The organism is Halorubrum miltondacostae (assembly GCF_041379815.1).
Lineage (GTDB): Archaea > Halobacteriota > Halobacteria > Halobacteriales > Haloferacaceae > Halorubrum > Halorubrum miltondacostae.
This window is the reverse complement of record NZ_JBEDNY010000003.1, coordinates 537,594-551,417: the sequence shown is the minus strand read 5'-3', so window position 1 is coordinate 551,417 and position 13,824 is coordinate 537,594. Positions and strand designations below refer to the sequence as shown.

General features: G+C 70.3%; 16 protein-coding genes. 13 read left to right on the top strand and 3 right to left on the bottom strand.

The genetic code is table 11. The annotated features are described in order from the left end of the window. Positions 1–235: 235 nt before the first annotated feature. Positions 236–1,312 (bottom strand): NAD(P)/FAD-dependent oxidoreductase, encoded by a 1,077-nt coding sequence (locus tag ABNG04_RS11905; protein WP_371162628.1) that lies wholly within the window; start codon positions 1,310–1,312, stop codon positions 236–238. 164 nt (positions 1,313–1,476) lie between these two features. On the opposite strand from ABNG04_RS11905, the gene ABNG04_RS11900 reads away from it, so the two are divergent. Further along, a complete protein-coding gene (locus ABNG04_RS11900; RefSeq protein WP_297885151.1) occupies positions 1,477–1,794 on the top strand; it encodes a hypothetical protein in 318 nt (105 codons plus the stop codon). Positions 1,795–1,902: 108 nt separating this feature from the next. Next, positions 1,903–4,113: a prolyl oligopeptidase family serine peptidase gene (locus ABNG04_RS11895; RefSeq protein WP_371162627.1), complete on the top strand. Its 2,211-nt coding sequence runs from the start codon at positions 1,903–1,905 to the stop codon at positions 4,111–4,113. Between the two features lies 1 nt (position 4,114). On the opposite strand, the gene ABNG04_RS11890 is transcribed toward ABNG04_RS11895, so the two are convergent. Both ABNG04_RS11890 and msrA read right to left on the bottom strand, forming a co-directional pair. Further along, a complete protein-coding gene (locus ABNG04_RS11890) occupies positions 4,115–4,795 on the bottom strand; it encodes a metallophosphoesterase family protein (RefSeq protein ID WP_371162626.1) in 681 nt (226 codons plus the stop codon). A gap of 89 nt (positions 4,796–4,884) precedes the next feature. Next, complete coding sequence (gene msrA / locus ABNG04_RS11885) at positions 4,885–5,424, bottom strand: peptide-methionine (S)-S-oxide reductase MsrA (protein WP_371162625.1); 540 nt, start codon at positions 5,422–5,424, stop codon at positions 4,885–4,887. A 164-nt stretch (positions 5,425–5,588) separates the two neighbouring features. Between msrA and ribH the strand changes: the two genes are divergently transcribed. The 11 genes from ribH (at position 5,589) to trkA (ending at position 13,793) form a co-directional block, all read left to right on the top strand. Continuing rightward, positions 5,589–5,993, top strand: a complete 405-nt coding sequence (gene ribH / locus ABNG04_RS11880) for a 6,7-dimethyl-8-ribityllumazine synthase (RefSeq protein WP_297885145.1) — start codon at positions 5,589–5,591, stop codon at positions 5,991–5,993. Positions 5,994–6,020: 27 nt separating this feature from the next. Next, complete coding sequence (locus tag ABNG04_RS11875) at positions 6,021–7,175, top strand: pyridoxal phosphate-dependent aminotransferase (RefSeq protein ID WP_371162624.1); 1,155 nt, start codon at positions 6,021–6,023, stop codon at positions 7,173–7,175. A 180-nt stretch (positions 7,176–7,355) separates the two neighbouring features. Continuing rightward, complete coding sequence (locus tag ABNG04_RS11870; RefSeq protein WP_371162623.1) at positions 7,356–7,871, top strand: universal stress protein; 516 nt, start codon at positions 7,356–7,358, stop codon at positions 7,869–7,871. 53 nt (positions 7,872–7,924) lie between these two features. Beyond that, positions 7,925–8,368, top strand: coding sequence for a DUF5788 family protein (locus ABNG04_RS11865; RefSeq protein WP_371162622.1), 444 nt, complete (start codon positions 7,925–7,927; stop codon positions 8,366–8,368). 72 nt (positions 8,369–8,440) lie between these two features. Continuing rightward, positions 8,441–8,776: an Asp-tRNA(Asn)/Glu-tRNA(Gln) amidotransferase subunit GatC gene (gatC, locus tag ABNG04_RS11860; RefSeq protein WP_371162621.1), complete on the top strand. Its 336-nt coding sequence runs from the start codon at positions 8,441–8,443 to the stop codon at positions 8,774–8,776. After that, a complete protein-coding gene (gatA, locus tag ABNG04_RS11855) occupies positions 8,777–10,081 on the top strand; it encodes an Asp-tRNA(Asn)/Glu-tRNA(Gln) amidotransferase subunit GatA (protein WP_371162620.1) in 1,305 nt (434 codons plus the stop codon). It abuts the gene before it with no gap. Then, the gene (locus ABNG04_RS11850; protein ID WP_371162619.1) at positions 10,078–10,584 is read left to right on the top strand and encodes a DUF5797 family protein; all 507 of its coding nucleotides are present in this window, start codon (positions 10,078–10,080) and stop codon (positions 10,582–10,584) included. Before gatA ends, ABNG04_RS11850 begins: the two co-directional genes overlap by 4 nt. A 61-nt stretch (positions 10,585–10,645) precedes the next feature. After that, positions 10,646–11,110: an SHOCT domain-containing protein gene (locus ABNG04_RS11845; RefSeq protein ID WP_371162618.1), complete on the top strand. Its 465-nt coding sequence runs from the start codon at positions 10,646–10,648 to the stop codon at positions 11,108–11,110. 79 nt (positions 11,111–11,189) lie between these two features. Continuing rightward, on the top strand, positions 11,190–11,435 hold the full coding sequence (locus ABNG04_RS11840; RefSeq protein WP_371162617.1) for a YhbY family RNA-binding protein: 246 nt from the start codon (positions 11,190–11,192) through the stop codon (positions 11,433–11,435). Beyond that, positions 11,435–12,343, top strand: coding sequence for a mechanosensitive ion channel family protein (locus tag ABNG04_RS11835; RefSeq protein WP_371162616.1), 909 nt, complete (start codon positions 11,435–11,437; stop codon positions 12,341–12,343). Before ABNG04_RS11840 ends, ABNG04_RS11835 begins: the two co-directional genes overlap by 1 nt. Positions 12,344–12,455: 112 nt before the next feature. Then, positions 12,456–13,793 carry a Trk system potassium transporter TrkA gene (gene trkA / locus ABNG04_RS11830; RefSeq protein WP_371162615.1) on the top strand — a complete coding sequence of 446 codons (1,338 nt, stop codon included), beginning with the start codon at positions 12,456–12,458 and terminating at the stop codon, positions 13,791–13,793. The last annotated feature ends 31 nt before the right edge of the window (positions 13,794–13,824 follow it).

Genomic DNA, 13,824 nt, shown 5'->3' with positions numbered 1-13,824 from the left:
TTGAACCCTATCAGTCGCGCGCAGCGAACGGAGTGAGCGAGCACGTCTGATTTTGATTCAAATCCCGGCCGGCGCACTCACTTCGTTCGTGCGCCGCCCGTACTCCCACTCGCTCGCTGCGCTCGCTCGCGGGAGTCCCGGCCGGCGCATCTTCTGACTCAGCTCGTCAGTTAGCGTTGGCTCCCCTCAGCATGGAGGTGATTGAGGCGAGAAAGATCGCGAACGTACGCGAACCCTAGTCGTCGTCCGCGGCCGGCGCCTCCGTTCCCTCGGTTTCCGGCGGCTCACGCGGCCCGCCCGCGTGCCCCTCGTGGGCGACGGCGGTCGCCATGAGGTGCGGCGGGATGGCGGGTACTTCGTCCGCCTCGACCGGCCCGTCTTGAGCGATGTCCTCGCTCGAGCGTGGGAACTCGCGGAGCTCCTTGTGGACCGCGATGCCGGCCTTCGCACCCTGCCCCATCGCGACGGGCACCTGGTTGTGGCCGGGCGTGATGTCGCCGATAGCGAACACGCCGTCCTCGCTGGTGCGGCCGTGGTCGTCGACGTCGATCTCCCCGCCGTCGGTCAGGTCGCAGCCGAGTCCCTCGGCGAGCGCGGTGTTGTAGTCCGAGCCGTACATCGGGAAGCCGCCCCGGTACTCGCGGCGGCTTCCGTCCTCGAACTCCATCGCGTCGAGCCAGCCGGAGTCGGGGTCGTTCTCGATCCCGCTCACGTCCTCGTGGATCACGTCGACGGGGTGCGCCTCCAGCTGCGCCGCCGTCTCCTCGCTCCACGTCGGCTCCGCGCCGCGCGTCAGGAGGTCCACGTCGTCGGTCATGTTCAGCATGATCATCGCGACGTGGGCGGCGGCCTCGCCGTGACCCATCACGTACACCGGCTCGTCGACGAACATGTAGGCGTCGCAGTGGAGACACCAGTGGAGCCCCTTCGCGTTCCGCGGGAGCGGCGGCTCCGGGCGCTCGTCGGAGAATCCGGTGGCGAGGACGACGCGGTCCGCGAGGATCTCGTTGTCGTTCGTCGACAGACGGAACCGGTCGTCGTCGGTGCGCTCGACGTCGGTGACGAAGCCGCGCTCGAAGGTGCCCCCGTACGACTGGACCTGTTCGCGACCGGTCGCGAGCAGTTCGTTGCCGGACACCTCCTCCGTGACGCCGATCACGTTGTGCGTGTCGGCCATCATCGCGGCGCGGCCCCCGCCGCGGTCGATCAGCACCGTCTCGTGCCCTAGGCGGGCACCGTACAGCGCGGTCGTCAGCCCCGCCGGCCCGCCACCGACCACTGCGATCTCGTACTCGTCGTCGGACAAGCTCATTACTAGCGATACGGCTCCCGACGGTTTAAATTGAAGCGTGTTGTGCGCGGTCGCCGGCCAGCCAGCACAGTCGGTCCCCGGTCGCTCGGTGCGGAGTCGCGGTATCGCCGCGGCCCGACCGCGCGCCCGGTGATTTATCCTTCCGTACCGCGTTCGCCCGGTCAGTGCCTTCCCGTCTCGCCGTCGCCGGATGTCTCCTGCTCGTCGGCATCGCCGCCGACGTGGGGACGACGTACGTCGCGCTCTCCGGGAGCGAGTACGTCGAGGGGTCGCCCGTCGGCCGGCTGTTCATCTCCCAGTTCGGCCTCCTCGGCGGGATGCTCCTCACGAAGGTCGTCGGCATGGCCGTCATCGGGGTCCCGGTCGCGGTCGCCGGCGGCACGCGGCGGTTCGTCGCGACGCTGATGTGCGCCGGCGTCGGCGTCCTCTCGCTTTTGGTCGCCGCGCGGAACCTCCTGTTCGTCGCCGGGCTGTGGCCGTGACGCTCGCGTCGCCGGGAGCGGCCGATCCGTCCGACGCGAGGTGAGCCGAGCGGCGGCCGCGGCCGCCGCGACCCCAGCCGTTTTGCGTCATCGGTCACAGTCGAACGTATGTCGCGCCAATCCGCTCCGGCCCCGTCGCCGCCGGAGACCCGACGCGAGGTCGTGACGGAGACCCTCCACGGGGTCGACGTCGACGACCCGTACCGCTGGCTCGAAGCCGACGACGACGCGGTCCGCGAGTGGACCGCCGAGCAGAACGCCCACGTCGACGCCGCGCTCGACGACGGGCTCCGCGACCGGCTCCGGCCGCGCTTCGCGGACCTCGTCGAGGTGGCCGACTACGGGCCGATCACGGTCCGCGAGGGGCGGTACTTCGCGACGGTCCGCGAACCCGGCGCGGACCACGCCCGGCTCGTCGTCCGCGACGCGCCCGACGGCGAGGACCGCGTCCTCGTCGACCCGAACGCGTGGCCCGCGAACCGCGACGACGACCGGCCACCTCGGTCGATGGCGTGGTACGTCCCGTCCCACGACGGCGACCGCGTCGCGGTCGGCGTCACCGAGGGCGGCGACGAGAACTACGACGTGCGGGTGCTGTCGGTCCCCGATCCGAGCGACTCCGGAGTCGAGTCACCGGAGGCCGAAGGGTACGGCCCGGGCGTCGAGGAGGTCGCGGTCCTCCCCGAGCGCGGCCGCGTCAACGCGGGGAGCCTCGCGTGGACGGCCGACGGCGACGGGTTCGCCTACGTCGCCACCGGCGGCGCGGCCGACGGCGCGCAGATGGACAAGGAGATCCGTCGGTTCCGGCTCGCCGACGGTCCCGACGAGGAGTCCGTCCTGCTCGAACACGATGACCAGCACGTCTGGCCGCGGGTGACCGTCGACCCCGACTCGGGGCTGCTCGCGGTCGCCTTCTCCGAGATGGTCGGCGGGACCGAGTGGTACGTCCACGTCGACGGCGACCTCCGGCCGGTCCTAACCGACACCGACGCCGAGACGTCCGTCCAGTTCCACGACGGGACGGCGTTCGTCTCGACCGACCACGGCGCGCCTCGACGGCGGCTGCTCGCCTGCTCCGTCGACCGCTTCCGCGAGGGGGACCTCTCGTTCGCGGAGTGCCGCGAGGTCATCCCCGGCGGCGAGGGGATCCTCCAGTCGGTCGTGCCGACGCCAGAGCGGCTCCTCGTCCACCGCCAGCGGGACGCCCACTCCCGACTCTCGGTCCACGACCGCGACGGGACCCATCTGCGCGACGTCTCGCTGCCGTCGTACTGCTCGGTCACGTGGGTCTCCGGGAACCGCGACGCGCCCGAGGCGTTTTTCGGTCTGACCGGCTTCGACCGCCCCTCGGCGGTCCGAGAACTCGACCTCGCCGACGAACCGGCGGGCGAGGGCGACGCGGTTGACGAGGACGGCGACGCGCCCGCGCTCTCGTCGACGGAGATCGACTCGGTGGACCTCCCCGTCCCCGACGACCTCGTCGTCGAACAGCGGTTCGTCGACTCGACGGGCGGCGCCGAGGTACCGGTGTTCGTCTGCTACCGCGAGGACGTCGCCGTCGACGGGGCCCGTCCGACCATGCTGTACGGCTACGGCGGGTTCCGCAACAGCATCACGCCCTCGTTCGGGCGGTTCCGGCTCCCGTTCCTCGCGGACGGCGGCGCGTTCGCGGCCGTGTGCGCCCGCGGCGGGTACGAGTACGGCGAGCCGTGGCACGAGGCCGGCATGCTGGAAGACAAGCAGCACACCTTCGACGACTTCGTCGCGGCCGGCGAGGCGCTCTGCGAGTCGGGGCTCACCGACGCGGACCACCTCGCGGTCGCCGGCGGGTCGAACGGGGGGCTCTCGGTCGGCGCGGTCGTCACCCAGCGCCCGGACCTGTGGGCGGCCGCGCAGTGCGCGGTCCCCCTGCTCGACATGCTGCGGTTCCACCGGTTCCTGCTCGGCGAGTCGTGGACGACGGAGTACGGCCACCCGGAGGACCCGGTGGCGTTCGAGTACCTCCGCGCGTACTCCCCGTACCACAACGTCGACCCCGACGCGACGCACCCGCCGGTGTACTTCACCACGGCGGCGAGCGACACGCGCGTCCACCCCTCGCACGCCCGAAAGATGACCGCGCGGCTCCAGAACGAGGCCGAGGGCGGCCCCTTCCTCCTCCGGACCAAGTCAGAGACGGGGCACGGCGTCGGCAAGCCCGCCTCGATGATCGTCGACGAGCAGACCGACTCGTGGGCGTTCCTTTACGAGCAGTTGGGCGTGGAGATCGGCGACGACGACCACGGAGTCGACGGCGGGGCCACCGCCGCCGACGACTGACTCACTCCCCCTCGTAGAGTCGCTCGGCGGTCAGTTCCGGCAGGTCGGCCTCCTGGACCGCTTCGGCGACCCGGTCGATGTCGTACTCGACGCGGTGCGTCTCGACCGCGTCGGTCCCGTCCGCGGTCGTGTCGAGGACGGCGTAGCCCGCCCGCGGGTCGCCGTCGCGCGGCTGCCCGACGCTGCCCGGGTTACAGACGAACCCGCCGGCCACGTCGCGGACCCCCTGAACGTGGGTGTGACCGAGGACGATCCCGTCGTACTCCTCCATGTGGCGGTCGAGGTTCGAGAAATTGCCCGGGTAGACGTAGGCGTCTTCGCGCTCGGCGGCGGGGTGCGAGTGGACGAGCAGGTGTCGGTCGCCCGCGAACGTCTCCGTGCGCGGGAGGTCGCCGACCCACTCGCGCTGGTCGGCCGACAGCGACTCTTTCGCGCGTTCGAGCCCCGCCTCGGCCATCCGGTTGGCGCGGTAGCGCTCGGGGCTCTCGACGGTGCGGTCGTGGTTCCCGCGGACCGTCGCGGCCGCGACCTCGCGCACGCGCTCGACGCATTCGGCGGGCCACGGGTTGTAGCCGACGACGTCGCCCGCGCAGTAGATCCGGTCGACCGCGGGCATGTCGTCGAGGACCGTCTCCAGCGCCGGGAGGTTCGCGTGGATGTCCGAAATGAGGCCGACCTTCATCACTCGATCGTTCGCTCGCGAGGTCCGAATAGGTTCTGCTCGGGTGGGGTCTCAGGCAGAGAGGTGTGACGATACGGAGACGCAGCGGCCTACGCCTTCACCTTCTCGCGGAACCGCTCGCGGACCTTCTCCACCTTCGGCTGCGCGTGCATCGTACAGTAGGCGTCAGCCGGGTTCTTCTCGAAGTAGTCCTGGTGTTTCTCCTCGGCGCGGTAGAACGTCTCCAGCGGCTCGACCTCGGTGACGACGTCGTCGTCGTAGCCGCCCTCCTCGTCGAGCGCCTCCACGTAGTTCTCCGCGGCCTGTCGCTGGTCGTCGTCGTGAGAGAGCACGATCGACCGGTACTGGCTGCCGACGTCCGGGCCCTGTCGGTTCAGCTGCGTCGGGTCGTGGACCGTGAAGAACACTTCGAGGATGTCCTCGTACGAGAGGGCGCCGGGGTCGTACTCGACCTGGACGACCTCGGCGTGGCCGGTGGTGCCGGAGCAGACCTCGCGGTAGGAGGGGTCGTCGGCGTGACCGCCGGCGTAGCCTGAGGTGACGCTTTCGATCCCGTCGAGCTGCTTGAACGCCGCCTCGACGCACCAGAAGCAGCCGCCGCCGACCGTCGCGGTCTCGGTATCTGTCATGGGCTCCCGTTGGCGTCGCAGACGTATTAATCACGCGTGGCCGGAAGCACGGAGCCCCATTTACGCAGCCGGACGACGTCGCGAGGTATCGCCCCCGAACGCGTTCGCTCGGCAACCCTGCGGTCGAACGGTAGACCTTTGCCGCCGCCCGCTCCAGTTCGCGTATGGTCTCGCTGGGACTGGTGGTGGCGCGGTTCAACGACTCCGTCACGGAGCCGATGGCCGAGGCCGCCCGGGAGGCGGCCGCCGACCGCGACGCCGTCGTCGTCGACGAAGTGAGCGTGCCGGGCGCGTACGACAGCCCGCTGGCCGCCGACCGGCTGGCGCGCCGGGATGACGTCGACGCGGTCGCGGTCGTCGGCGCGATCGTCACCGGCGACACCGACCACGACCGCGTCATCGCGAACGCGACCGCCGAGAAGCTCACCGACGTGAGCCTCGACCGGGACACTCCGGTCACCTTCGGCGTGAGCGGCCCCGGGATGTCCGGCGCGGAGGCGCGCGAGCGGATCGACAAGGGCGCCGACGCCGCGCGCGCCGCCGTCGACCTCGCGGAAGCACTCGACTGACAGACACGAGCGGACTACACACGACACATGAGCGACGCATACGACTTCTCGGAGCGGATCGGACGCGTAGAACCCAGCGCCACGCTGGCGATATCGAACCTCGCGGCGGAGAAGGAGGCCGAGGGGGCCGACATCGTCGACCTCTCGGTCGGCGAGCCGGACTTCGACACGCCGGAAAACGTGGTCGCGGCGGGCAAGGAGGCGCTCGACGCGGGCCACACCGGGTACACCTCCTCGAACGGCGTGCCCGCGCTGAAGGACGCGATCGCGGCAAAGCTCCGCGAGACCGGGATCGACGCCGACGCGGACGAGGTCATCGTCACCCCCGGCGGCAAGCAGGCGCTGTACGAGACGTTCCAGACGCTGATCGACGAGGGCGACGAGGTCGTCCTCCTCGACCCGGCGTGGGTCTCCTACGAGGCGATGGCGAAGCTCGCGGGCGGCGAGCTCTCCCGCGTGGACCTCGCGCCGCACGGCTTCCAGCTGGAGCCCGCGCTCGACGAACTCGCGGAGACGGTCTCGGACGACACCGAGCTGCTCGTCGTCAACTCCCCGTCGAACCCCACCGGCGCGGTGTTCTCCGAGGCCGCGCTGGAGGGCGTCCGCGATCTGGCCGTCGAACACGACGTCGCAGTCATCTCCGACGAGATCTACGAGCGCATCGTCTACGACGCCGAGCACGTCTCGCTCGCGAGCCTCGACGGGATGGCCGACCGCACGGTGACGATCAACGGCTTCTCGAAGGCGTACTCGATGACCGGCTGGCGGCTCGGCTACCTCCACGCCACCGACGAGTTCGTCGGGGAGGCGGGCAAGCTCCACTCCCACTCCGTCTCCTGCGCGACGAACTTCGTCCAGCGCGCCGGGATCGAGGCCTTGGAGAACACCGAGGCGTCGGTCGAGGAGATGCGCGACGCGTTCGCCGACCGCCGCGACCTCCTCGTCGACCTGTTCGACGAGCACGGCGTCGACGTCGACGTTGGCGACGGAGCGTTCTACATGATGATCCCCGTCGACGACGACGACCAGGCGTGGTGCGAGGCGGCGATCGAGCAGGCGGCCGTCGCCTGCGTCCCCGGCGGCGCGTTCAACGCCCCGGGCTACGCCCGCATCAGCTACGCCGCGAGCGAGGAGCGCCTGCGCGAGGCGGTCGACCGCCTCGTCTCGAACGACCTCCTGTAACGGCGACGGTCCCGGCCGGCGCACCGCCGGGTTCCGAGCGGTTTTCGCGGTTGAGGTCGCGCCTCGCGTTTCGTGGCCGCGTCGTCCGCGAATTCCCCGCCGAGTTCTCGGATCCCCCGGTAGCGGGGATCTGCGGTGCGTTTTTACCGCTGCTCCGCGAAGTTTCAAATTGGTGGTACGATGTACGACGACATACTCTACCCGACGGACGGAAGCGCCGGATCCGAAGCCGCGGCTGCGCACGTGGGCGCGCTCGCGTCGGCGTTCGACGCGACCGTACACGTGTTACACGTCGTCGACACCCGCGAGGGCGGCCTCGGCGTGAGCGGGGCGTTCGTCCACGAGGACAGTCAGGCGATGAGCGGGGTCTCGCCGGAGACGGGCTACATCGGCAGACACGAGGAGGTCGACGCCGACGAGATCGAGGCCGAACTCACCGCCCACGCGACGGAGATGATCGAGGCCGCGGCGAAGTCGGCCGACGAGATCGGCATGACGACCGCCGTCGAGATGGGGACGCCCCACTCGGCGATCCTCCAGTACGCCGACGACCACGACGTCGACCTCGTGGTGATGGGGACCCACGGCCGCACCGGCGTCGAGCGCTACCTGCTGGGGAGCGTCACGGAGAAGGTCGTGCGGCTGGCGGACGCGCCCGTCGTGAAGGTCCGGGCCGACGAACCGGACGGCGCGTGACGGGCGGCCCGTCACCGCAGCTCATTTTCGTGGCGGCATCGTGACGACAGCGCATGGACGAGTCTGAGCGGGAAGCGATACTCGACCGGGTCACCGGCCAGAGCGCGACGGTCGGCGCGTCGGTCCCGGACACGGTCACCATTGACGGGAACGCGGTCGACCTCTCAGAGTTCATCGTGGAGACGCGCGCCGTCGAGACGGTCCCGCCCGATGTCGAGCGCAAGGTATCGTCGGTGAAGTCGACGCTCCGGTCCGAGCGCGAGCGCCGGATGGCCCGCTTGCGGGGCGAGCGCGGTGAACCCGACGCGGGCGACCTCCCCGCCGACGAACCACTCGACTTGGAGACCGCCGAACAGCTCGCCGACGAGATCGTCGGGATCGACCGGGCGCTCAACGCCTTGGAGACGATCCGCCACCCCGACTTCGCCGACGAGCACCGCTCCGCGACGCTGGACGGTCACGACCGTTGGCTCGCCTTCGTCGACGACGTCCGGTGAGCGCGGGCGTCCGCGGGAGGGGCCGATGCGACGTTCCGAAACCCTTACTCCCGGTCCGGGACACCTGCTCGTATGAGCGATACGTCCGAGTCGACGGATGACGCGGGGGCGGCCTCCGACGGGGCCGACGACGCCGCGGCCGCCGTCGACGCCGAGGAGGTCCGTCACGTCGCCGACCTGGCTCGCGTCCGGCTCGCCGACGACGAGGTCGACGAGTTCGCGGCGCAGTTCGGCGACATCCTGGAGTACTTCGAGGCACTCGACGAGGTCCCCGAGACCGAGCGGGAGGAGGAGCTCGTCAACGTGATGCGTCCCGACGAGGTCCGCGAGGGGCTCTCGCAGGAGGCGGCGCTCGCGAACGCCGAGGAGACGGAAGACGGCTTCTTCGTCGGGCCGAAGGTGTCGTAGATGGCGGCCGACATCAACGCCTTCGTGACGGAGGAACGGATCGAGGGCGACGCGGCCGCCGAGGGGCCGCTCGCGGACGCGACCGTCGCGGTGAAGGATAACATCTCCACCGAGGGGATCCGGACGACCTGCGGCTCAGAGATGCTCGCCGACTACCTCCCGCCGTACTCCGCGACCGTGGTCGAGCGACTGACCAACGCGGGCGCGACGATCGTCGGCAAGACGAACATGGACGAGTTCGGGATGGGGACGACGACGGAGACCTCGGCGTTCGGCCCCACGCGCAACCCGGTCGACACTGACCGCGTCCCGGGCGGCTCCTCCGGGGGATCCGCGGCCGCGGTCGCGGCGGGCGAGGCCGACGTCGCCCTCGGCTCCGACACGGGCGGCTCGGTGCGGTGTCCGGCCGCCTTCTGCGGCGTCGTCGGCATCAAGCCCACCTACGGGCTCGTCTCCCGCTACGGACTGATCGCGTACGCGAACTCCCTCGAACAGATCGGTCCGATCGCCGGCACCGTCGAGGAGGCCGCCGCCGCGCTCGACGTCATCGCCGGCGACGACCCCCACGACGGGACGACCCGCGACCTGCGCGAGGTCGAGGGCGCGGCCCCCGACGCGGGCTACGCCGCGGCCGCCGACGGCGACGTCGACGGGATGACTATCGGCGTTCCCACGGAGCTGTTCGACGGCGCCGACGAGCGCGTCGTCGAGACGGTCGAGGCCGCGATCGCGGACTTGGAGGCGCGGGGCGCGGAAACGACCGAGATCTCGCTGCCGTCCGTCGACCACGCGGTCCAGGCGTACTACGTGATCGCGATGGCGGAGGCCTCCTCGAACCTCGCGCGCTTCGACGGGGTGCGGTACGGCCACCGGAGCGACTCCGACGGCAACTGGAACGAGTCGTTCGCGGAGACGCGCGAGGAGGGCTTCGGCGCGGAGGTCAAACGGCGGATCCTCCTCGGGACGTACGCGCTCTCGGCGGGCTACCACGACAAGTACTACGACAAGGCCCAGGACGCCCGCGCGTGGGTCCGGCAGGACTTCGAGGCGGCGTTCGACGACGTCGACGTGATCGCCTCGCCGACGATGCCGGTCCTCCCCTTCGAACTGGGCGAGAGCCTCGACGACCCGCTGCGGATGTACCTCGCGGACGCGAACACGACGCCCGCCAACCTCGCGAACCTCCCAGCGATCTCGGTGCCTGCGGGCGAGGCCGACGGACTCCCGGTGGGGCTCCAGCTCGTCGGCCCGAAGTTCGGCGAGGAGACCATCGTCCGCGCCGCGAGCGCGGTCGAGGACCGATGAGCCTCAGCGACGAGGAACGCGAGCGGTTGGCGGACGTGGTCCGCCTCCAGCCGACGAAGAACGGGGAGCTCCAAGACGCGTGGGAGATGGAGAGCGGCAGCGAGGTCCACGGCTACCTCGAGAACCACCTGAAGGAGTACTACTACCGCGACGACGACAGCCTGATCCGGGCGACGGCGGAGGCGAACGAACTCGTCGACGTCGAGCCCGGCGTCGGGCCCGACGCGGTCGCGCGCGGCGCGGTCCCGGAGACGATCCGCGTCTCAGAGCTCGAGTCGCGGGTCGTCGACGTGCTCGCCGGCCCGGACGAGCGCTCGCAGTCGGTCGTCAGCGTGCTCAACGCGCTCCGCGACGCGTTCGACGCCGACCCCGAGGTCGACGCGGTGCGACGGGCGCTCCGGAGTCTGGAGCGCAAGAACGTCGTCAAGGTCGTCTACCGGACCGTGCCGACGTTCCGGCTGGCGGTCGCGCGCGACGAGGTGACGGTCGAGGTCGAAGAGTAGCCGACAACCGGGCGAACGAGCGTCGATACGATTTTGTAGCGGCACCGAATCGGTCCTGTCAATGGCCGAGAGTGATACCCTCCGCGAGCGGTTCCAACGCAACGCGAGCGGCATCGCCGCCACGGCGGTGACGGGCACGTGGCTGGCGGCGCTCGTGCTCGGGTTCGACTGGTGGCTCGGCGTCATGCTGTTCGGGTACATCGTGATCGTCCCGGTCGTCTCGATGCTCTTCGACGAGGACGAAGAGAAGTCCGTCGTCGTCGAGTCCGAGACCGGGTCCGTCCGGGTCGAGCGCGAGGACTCGACGGCGTCCGACGCGGCGACCGACGACACCGCGGACGCCTTAGAACGGCTCCGGACCCGCTACGCGAACGGCGACCTCACCGACGAGCAGTTCGAGCGGAAGGTCGACCGCCTGCTGGAGACCGAGACGCCCGAGGACGCCGCCGAGTGGGCCGAGCGGAATCGGGAGGCGCAGTCCGGGCGCGAGACGAACAGGGACCGCGACGTCGAGCGCGAGCGGTGACGCGGGCCGTCGCCGCGCGCCGGACGCGTCGGCGCGGCCGAACCTCAAGCTTCAATGCGCCCGGCCGACTCGACCGCGTATGAGCGACCACGAACTACGGAAGGAGGCGCACGACCTCGACGTCACCGTCTGGGTCGGCAAGAGCGGCGTCGACGCGGTCGTCGACGAGCTGGCCGACCAGCTCGACGACCGGAAGCTGGTGAAAGTGAAGTTCCTCCGCGCGGCCCGCGGCGGGACCTCGACCGAGGAGCTCGCCGACGAACTCGCCGAGTCGGTCGGCGCGGACCTGGTCGAGACCCGCGGGAACACGGCGGTACTCCACTGATGAGCGCCCTCGCGGGTGCGCCCGACGTCGTCGCGGTCGCGGGGACGCTGGAGCCGTTCCTCGGCCCGCTGACCGGGATCGTCGTCGATTCCGCGATATTCCTCGCCGTCGTCACCGCGACGTACGTCCTGTACAAGGCGGCGGTCAAGCCGCTCGTCCGGCGGCTGTTCGACCGGCAGGGGCTCGACGAGCACGCACGGCGCCCGCTCCAGAAGATCGTGGCGTTCCTCGTGCTGTTCGCCGGCGTCACGGTCGCGTTCGGCGCGGCGGGCTACCAGGGGTTCCTGCGCTCGCTGGCGACGATCGCCGCCGCGGCGACGCTGGCGGTCGGCTTCGCGCTCCAGGACGTGATCAAGAACTTCGTCGCGGGCGTGTTCATCTACACGGACAAGCCGTTCCGGATCGGCGACTGGATCGAGTGGCAGGGAAACTCGGGGGTCGTCGAGGACATCTCCTTCCGGGTCACCCGCGTGCGGACGTTCGACAACGAACTGCTCACGGTGCCGAACCACGCGCTGACGAGCGACGTCGTGAAGAACCCCGTCGCGAAGAAGACGCTGCGGCTGAAGTTCGTCTTCGGGATCGACTACGACGACGACGTCGACAAGGCGACCGACATCATCGTCGAGGAGGCCGAGAAGAGCGACGCGATCCTGGACGACCCCGCGCCGTCGGTCCGGCTGACCGAGCTGGCCGACTCCTACGTCGGGCTCCAGTCGCGGATCTGGATCGACGACCCGTCGCGGGCGGACTTCGTGAAGGCGCGCGCCGACTACGTGAAGGCCGTCAAGGCGCGGTTCGACGAGGAGGGGATCTCGATCCCCTTCCCGCAGCGCACCGTCTCGGGGCGGGACGCGTGGTCCGAGCCGGGGTCTTTCGGCGGGGAGCCGGACGGCGGCGTTCAGTAACTCGCCCGCCGACTGCGCTCGCCGTTCGGGGCGTCTCCCCCGTCGCCGGCGCGCCGAAGGCGCGTGACCACCGATAGTAACGAACTTCAGGGTCGGGTCTCTGGGTTGGTCCATGTACGTGGTCGTCATCGGGGCCGGCGAGGTCGGGACGAGCATCGCCGCGAGTCTCGCGTCGGACCACGAGGTCGTCGTCGTCGACGTCGATCCGGACCGGGCTGAACAGCTCAAGTACGAACTCGACGTACTCACCATCGCCGGCGACGGAACCTCCTCGGAGATCCAGTCGGCCGCCGACGTCGACCGCGCGGACATGGTCATCGCGTGTACCGACGACGACCAGACGAACCTCGTCGCGTGCGGGGCCGCGAAGACGCTCGGCGAACCCTTCACGATCGCCCGCGTGAAGAGCACCGAGTTCCTCCGCACCTGGCAGGGCAGCGAGGGCGCGTTCGGCGTCGACTTCATGGTGTGTACGGACCTGCTGACCGCCGAGAACATCGTCCGCGTCATCGGGCTCCCGGCGGCGATCGACGTCGACCCGTTCGCCGGCGGGCTCGTCCAGATGGCGGAGTTCGAGATCGGCGAGGGGAGCCCCGTCGCGGGACAGACGGTCTCGGAGGCCGACCGGTTCGAGTCGCTCACGTTCGTCGGGCTGTTCCGCGACGGCGAGATGACGATCCCCCGCGGCGACACCGACATCGTCGTCGGCGACCGCGCGGTGGTGATCGGCAGCCCCGAGAGCGTCCAGTCGTTCGCGACCGACATCGCCCCCGAAACGACGCCGGACCGCGCCGACGAGATCGTGGTCGTCGGCGGCAGCGAGATCGGCTACCAGACCACCCGGCTGCTGGAGGAGCGGGACTTCACGCCGCGGCTGATCGAGCGCGACGGCGACCGGGCGCGGTGGCTCGCCGAGAACCTCCCGAACAGCGTCGTGATGGAACACGACCCGACCGACACCGAGTTCCTCTCCCGTGAGCACGTCGACGAGGCCGACATCGTCGTCACCGCGCTCGGCTCCGACGAGAAGAACCTCCTCATCTCCGTGCTCGCCAAGCGCCTCGGCGTCGACCGCGTCATCGCCGTCGTCGACAGCCCCGACTACGTCACCGTCTTCGAGGAGATCGGCATCGACATCGCGATCAACCCCCGCACGGTCACCGCCGAGGAGATCACCCGGTTCACCTACGAAAGCGTCGCGGAGAACATCGCGGTGCTGGAGAACGACCAGGCGGAGGTCCTCGAACTCGAACTCACCGAGGGCTGCGGGCTCAGCGGGCGGCCGATCTCGGAGATCGTCGCGGACAGCGACGCGCGGTTCGTCATCGGCGCGATCACGCGCGACCACCAACTCGTCACCCCACGGGGGGACACCGTGCTCCGGCCCAGTGACCACGTGATCCTCCTCGTGGAATCCGACTCAGTCAGGCAGATCGCCTCGATGGCGTGAGGCCGCGGTGAACACGCGGACCCGCGCCGTC

Excerpts from the sequence above, each read along its gene's own strand:
- ABNG04_RS11905 (WP_371162628.1), bottom strand. The coding sequence starts at position 1,312 with ATGAGCTTGTCCGACGACGAGTACGAGATCGCAGTGGTCGGTGGCGGG.
- ABNG04_RS11895 (WP_371162627.1), top strand. The coding sequence starts at position 1,903 with ATGTCGCGCCAATCCGCTCCGGCCCCGTCGCCGCCGGAGACCCGACGC.
- ABNG04_RS11890 (WP_371162626.1), bottom strand. The coding sequence starts at position 4,795 with ATGAAGGTCGGCCTCATTTCGGACATCCACGCGAACCTCCCGGCGCTG.
- msrA (WP_371162625.1), bottom strand. The coding sequence starts at position 5,424 with ATGACAGATACCGAGACCGCGACGGTCGGCGGCGGCTGCTTCTGGTGC.
- ribH (WP_297885145.1), top strand. The coding sequence starts at position 5,589 with ATGGTCTCGCTGGGACTGGTGGTGGCGCGGTTCAACGACTCCGTCACG.
- ABNG04_RS11875 (WP_371162624.1), top strand. The coding sequence starts at position 6,021 with ATGAGCGACGCATACGACTTCTCGGAGCGGATCGGACGCGTAGAACCC.
- ABNG04_RS11870 (WP_371162623.1), top strand. The coding sequence starts at position 7,356 with ATGTACGACGACATACTCTACCCGACGGACGGAAGCGCCGGATCCGAA.
- ABNG04_RS11865 (WP_371162622.1), top strand. The coding sequence starts at position 7,925 with ATGGACGAGTCTGAGCGGGAAGCGATACTCGACCGGGTCACCGGCCAG.
- gatC (WP_371162621.1), top strand. The coding sequence starts at position 8,441 with ATGAGCGATACGTCCGAGTCGACGGATGACGCGGGGGCGGCCTCCGAC.
- gatA (WP_371162620.1), top strand. The coding sequence starts at position 8,777 with ATGGCGGCCGACATCAACGCCTTCGTGACGGAGGAACGGATCGAGGGC.
- ABNG04_RS11850 (WP_371162619.1), top strand. The coding sequence starts at position 10,078 with ATGAGCCTCAGCGACGAGGAACGCGAGCGGTTGGCGGACGTGGTCCGC.
- ABNG04_RS11845 (WP_371162618.1), top strand. The coding sequence starts at position 10,646 with ATGGCCGAGAGTGATACCCTCCGCGAGCGGTTCCAACGCAACGCGAGC.
- ABNG04_RS11840 (WP_371162617.1), top strand. The coding sequence starts at position 11,190 with ATGAGCGACCACGAACTACGGAAGGAGGCGCACGACCTCGACGTCACC.
- ABNG04_RS11835 (WP_371162616.1), top strand. The coding sequence starts at position 11,435 with ATGAGCGCCCTCGCGGGTGCGCCCGACGTCGTCGCGGTCGCGGGGACG.
- trkA (WP_371162615.1), top strand. The coding sequence starts at position 12,456 with ATGTACGTGGTCGTCATCGGGGCCGGCGAGGTCGGGACGAGCATCGCC.